This is a genomic window from Armatimonas sp., from assembly GCF_043760365.1.
Classification (GTDB): Bacteria; Armatimonadota; Armatimonadia; order Armatimonadales; family Armatimonadaceae; genus Armatimonas.
On the sequence record NZ_JAYUPA010000573.1, the window covers coordinates 1 to 4,352 of the forward strand.

The window sequence follows — 4,352 nt, forward strand, 5'->3', positions numbered from 1 at the left end:
GAGTTCTTTGTGACGGCGCAGCTCTATGGCGGCTGGCTCTTTTTGACAGTCCGTCGCGAGACAAAACCCGCTGCCGAGGCGATCTACGACACGCTCCGCGCCGAGCTGGAGCGCCTGGCAGGGCTCATGCCCTACGAAGGCGAGGGCCAGCGCGATGTCGTGATCCGGGCCGCTGCTGCCGCTGCTGAAGCCGAAGCCGTGGAAGCGCGTTATGCCGACCACTGAGCCCATAAGACCGTCCACGGAGCGCTGGAAACGCGCCGCACCGCAAGTGCCCGTGATGACGAGTCCGCCCGGCGATGCCAGAACCCCCGACGCGCTCACCGCGTTTCTCAACAACTGGCCTTTCGAACTGCTCGACGGCCCCTACGATCTCTCCGCCGAGACGGTCGCCGCCGCAAAAGCGCTGGGCACGCAGATCTGGGCCGATATCCAGAACCCACTGGAGAGCCCGGCGCAGTGGGAACCCGCGATTGCCCGTGGCCTGACTGGCCTCCAGAGCGATCACCCCGATGCGCTGGTCGCCTACTTGAAGGCCACAAAGCGACGAGAGGAGGTAAAACGCTACACCACCGGCGGAAACGCCGCTGGGACGGTGCCGGTGTAGGGCTTGCGGCCCCGTGGCCCGGTGGCGCTGAAGTCAAACGGCACAAAGCCCAGCGCAAGCGCAGGGGAGCCGGGCTTCAGTCGGAAATCGTCTTTCTCCGCGTTCACAAAGCCCGGATCGGAGATCTTGCTGGTCGTGTCTTTGTCGCCAAGCGTTGGCTGGTCGCCCGCTGTGTTCCAGTAGAGATTGTTACGGAGGATATAGTGCTTTCCGGGGATCCCCGTCCAGTTGCTGCCCAGTAGCGGCCCCTCGCGCCAGACAATAATATTCCGTTCCGCCGTGAAGCTCAGGTGTTCCTCGGCGCGGGTGCGCATGAGCTGCGCTTCGGTGCCAAAGGCGAAAATGTTGTTGCGTACGACATTCTCTTTGCCGTAGTGCTGGTGAAACGGGGCGCTTTTCGTGCGGTAGACCAGGTTGTTTTCCGCGACAATGCCGGTTGATCCCTCGTCGAAGTAGATGCCCCAGCCGCCGTAGTCGAAGCTGTGAATGTGGTGGATTTTATTGTGGTGGATTGTTGTGCCGGGCGAGACGCCTAGCGTATAAATGCCGCCCATGTCGGATAAGACACCCTGGCCGATCTGATGGATATGATTCCACGCCAACTCGTTGTGGTGCGCCCCGCTCTCGCCGTAGCCCCACGACCAGCCCGGCGAGATGCCCGTGTAATAAAAATCCACGATCTCGTTGTGCAGGATCGTATTGCCTGGCGCGTGCCCAATCCAGACCCCCACTGCCGCCGGGTGGAGCCGCCCTCCGTGTGCCAGCAAGCAGTCCGAGACCGTGATCCCCTCCGTGAGCAGCGCCGGGTTTTTCTGCACGCCTTGCTCGCCAATCCGCACACCCCCTGCCCCGAGATCCATCAGGGTTGAGCGACGGATCGTGCAGTTTTTCGCGCCCGGCCCAAAGCTCATGGCCCAGTTTCCCGTGTTGCGCACCGTGCAACCGTCAAAGACAATCCGCTGGCTATTGATGACGCGAATCGCATCGGGGATATTGACCTCAGCCTGGTAGAAGGAGTTACCCTCGGGCGGGCAGAGCCAGGCACTGTGGGCAAAAGTAAGCCCAGAGAGCGTGATGTCCGTCGCGCCGTCAATGGTGAGCAGACTCGCCAGACGTGGCACAAACACCCCAAGCTGGTTGGGGTTCTCGCCGGGCTTTGCGAGGTAGGTCAGTGTCTTCGCCGTGCGATCCCAGTACCACGCGCCGGGGTCGCTCAGCGCCTCTTTCACATTGACGAGCCGGTAGCGTTTGCCCTTGCCGATTGCTTGGTAGGGCTCCTTGCCAATCGTCTGCCCGGTGAAGTGGAGCGTGTTGTGCGCGGTGTCTATCGTCTTCACGCGCATCCGGGCCATGGTCCAGATCTGGTAGCACTCCACCTCGATGTCCGTGAGATTCTCCCAGCCCGGGTTCACATCGCCGGGTTTATAGACGAGCGCCTGGAAGCCGCGCTCGCCAGGGGGAGTGTCTCCCGTCACTGTGTAGTAGCCCGTTTTGGGAAGGGTGGGCCGGTAGCGTCGCTCCGTGCCCAGGTAGAGCTGCTCCACGGGGCTCTCCCAGCGCACCTGCCAGCGCCCCGGCGACACCTCCTTCCACCCGGAAACCCGCACCCCCCCCGAGAGCACCGGCGTCTCACCCTGCGCCGCTGCCAGCTTTGTACCGCTGTGCGTCGCACCCAGAGTCAGGGGCTCGGGCAGGGGATAGAACCCGCCGCGTAGGATAATCTGCTTCCCCTTGAGCGCGAGTGCCCTGCCCACAGTCGCGAGCGGCTTGGCTTTCGTGCCGGGATTTGTGTCGCTGCCCGTCGGGGAGATATAGAGGCTTGAAGTGTCCATTTAGTGTTGCCCTAGCATGCTTTTTTTGATGAAGTCCGGGTCGAGCTGTGAGGCTTTCTGGAAGTCCGCTTCGGCCTGCGTCGTTTTGCCCAGCGTGGTGTAGGCGTAGCTGCGGTTGAGGTAGGCCCACGCACTTTGCGGGTCACGTGCAACCACACGGGAATAGAATGTGAGCGCCTCTGAGTAGCGACCTGCTGCGTGGGCATCGTAGGCCTTGGTGCTGAGCCAGGCCACGGACCAGGGGCACCAGAAGAGCAATGTGGCGGCGGCAGCGACCAAGGAAACCAGCGCAGGGAGAGTGAGATATAGGCGGTAACGCAGACTCAGCGCACCGGCCACAGCCATCCCGAACAAAAGGCCTGCGACATGGGCTTCATTGCCAACATTCCAGATCTTAAAGGCCGTGGCGAAGACACAGCCAACGAGCCATATTAGATAGAGCTTGATGGTTCGTTCGTCGAGAATTCGGGCAAACGCAGGGTACTTATTGCGTGCTACCAGCATGAAACCAAAGACAGCATAGCCTACGCCCGAGGCACCGATTCCGGTGGTGTCCGTGAGGGCAAGCTGGAACGTGGAGCTGACAAAGGCCGCGACCATAAAAAAGCCTAAATAAGCAAGCGAGCCTATCTCTTTTTCTAGGAGCCGTCCCAGAACCCACAGGCAGTTGATATTAAAGGCGATATGCCAGATTTCAAAATGCACAAAGGCGGAGGTAATGAGTGCCCCGTAGCTCCCGCGCCAGATAGCATCCGGTGATCTTGAGCCAAACAGTGCCAGGGTCGCCTCGTTTCCGTAGTCATTTTTCAGGAGGAGCCCTAGATAAATCACCACACATGCTGCGATAGCGAGCATCGTTACCCAGGGCTGCTGGCTAAGCTTGCTGTTTGTCTTGTCCATGTTCTGCCTTTACGCTTTACCTTTTGCTTTTCCTGCTAGTTAACCAATCGCCGATTAAAATCGGTGGGCCGTTTGTGTATTCTGGTAGTTTTCCTTGTCTTGGTAAATTCTTCACTCTCCTATCTTAAAGTGTTGAATACCACACAGAGTGAAAGAAATTCCTTTGCAACCGAAAGGGCAAAACCGACCGAAAGGCGGCGGCGCAAAGCGATGGGCCTAACTCACCAAAAAGTGACACGGTCGCCAGGCTACCGAAAAGCGAAGTCATTCGAGCCAAGGAACTTAGAGGATGTACATTAGAAACTTAGGAATAGCGGTGCTGGGACTCTCAGCACTTTCGACCCCATCGGTTGCACACAGCGCCGTGACCGATAAAGCGGATCTCGCGATCCAGAGAGAGCTCAAGTCTCCCCACCGCAAGGGCTGGACGAGTGTCATCGTACGAACGGAGGGCACGCCAACGGTGGCGCAGGAGGCAGGCATTGCAGCCCTGGGCGGGGATGTCTACCGACACTTGCCCATCATCAACAGTCTGGCGGTGCGGATTCCCAGCCGGAGCCTAGGCAAGCTGGCCGCTCTGCCGTTTGTCAGCCGCCTCTCCTCCGACATGGAAGTCAAGAAGACCGATGAGTTCACCGTCGGGCACTCGGGGGCGGATGTTGCCTGGAGCTACGGGCTCACCGGCACCGGTGTGGGTGTTGCTGTGCTGGATAGCGGGGTCAGCTCTTTGCACCCCGATCTCTTTCAGGGATACTCCTCAAGAGTTGTTCAGGGCTTGAACCTGGTGGCGGATGGGAGTCTATCCGGCGATCCCTGCGGGCATGGAACCCATGTCGCGGGTATCCTCGCGGGAAATGGAGCCGCCTCCGGGGGGACTTATAGTTACCGAACCTTCAAGGGAATCGCACCCACCGCCAAGATCGTTAGTGTGCGGGTGCTCGACAAGCAGGGCAGCGGCACGGTCAGTAACTCGATTGCGGGTATCCAGTGGGTGATCGCCAATAAGGCCGCGC

At 59.9% G+C, this 4,352-nt stretch carries 5 protein-coding genes and 1 riboswitch; of the genes, 3 read left to right on the forward strand and 2 right to left on the reverse strand.

Features of this window, described 5'->3' with window-relative positions; all coding sequences use genetic code 11:
• The coding region (locus tag ACH2EH_RS13080; protein WP_395142343.1) for a hypothetical protein at positions 1-225 on the forward strand (225 nt) is incomplete at its 5' end.
• Complete coding sequence (locus ACH2EH_RS13085) at positions 212-607, forward strand: hypothetical protein (protein ID WP_395142345.1); 396 nt, start codon at positions 212-214, stop codon at positions 605-607. The genes ACH2EH_RS13080 and ACH2EH_RS13085, both read left to right, overlap by 14 nt.
• Here ACH2EH_RS13085 and ACH2EH_RS13090 read toward each other — a convergent pair.
• Complete coding sequence (locus tag ACH2EH_RS13090; RefSeq protein ID WP_395142347.1) at positions 565-2,439, reverse strand: right-handed parallel beta-helix repeat-containing protein; 1,875 nt, start codon at positions 2,437-2,439, stop codon at positions 565-567. The two genes, ACH2EH_RS13085 and ACH2EH_RS13090, sit on opposite strands and share 43 nt — an antisense overlap.
• Positions 2,440-3,339 carry a rhomboid family intramembrane serine protease gene (locus tag ACH2EH_RS13095; protein ID WP_395142349.1) on the reverse strand — a complete coding sequence of 300 codons (900 nt, stop codon included), beginning with the start codon at positions 3,337-3,339 and terminating at the stop codon, positions 2,440-2,442.
• A gap of 166 nt (positions 3,340-3,505) precedes the next feature.
• Positions 3,506-3,595: riboswitch (cyclic di-GMP riboswitch) on the forward strand.
• 33 nt (positions 3,596-3,628) lie between these two features.
• Here ACH2EH_RS13095 and ACH2EH_RS13100 point away from each other — a divergent pair.
• Positions 3,629-4,352, forward strand: a 724-nt coding sequence (locus ACH2EH_RS13100; protein WP_395142351.1) for a S8 family serine peptidase, incomplete at its 3' end; no start/stop codon positions are given.

Coding starts and splice junctions, on each gene's coding strand:
- ACH2EH_RS13085 (WP_395142345.1), top strand. CDS start 212: ATGCCGACCACTGAGCCCATAAGACCGTCCACGGAGCGCTGGAAACGC.
- ACH2EH_RS13090 (WP_395142347.1), bottom strand. CDS start 2,439: ATGGACACTTCAAGCCTCTATATCTCCCCGACGGGCAGCGACACAAAT.
- ACH2EH_RS13095 (WP_395142349.1), bottom strand. CDS start 3,339: ATGGACAAGACAAACAGCAAGCTTAGCCAGCAGCCCTGGGTAACGATG.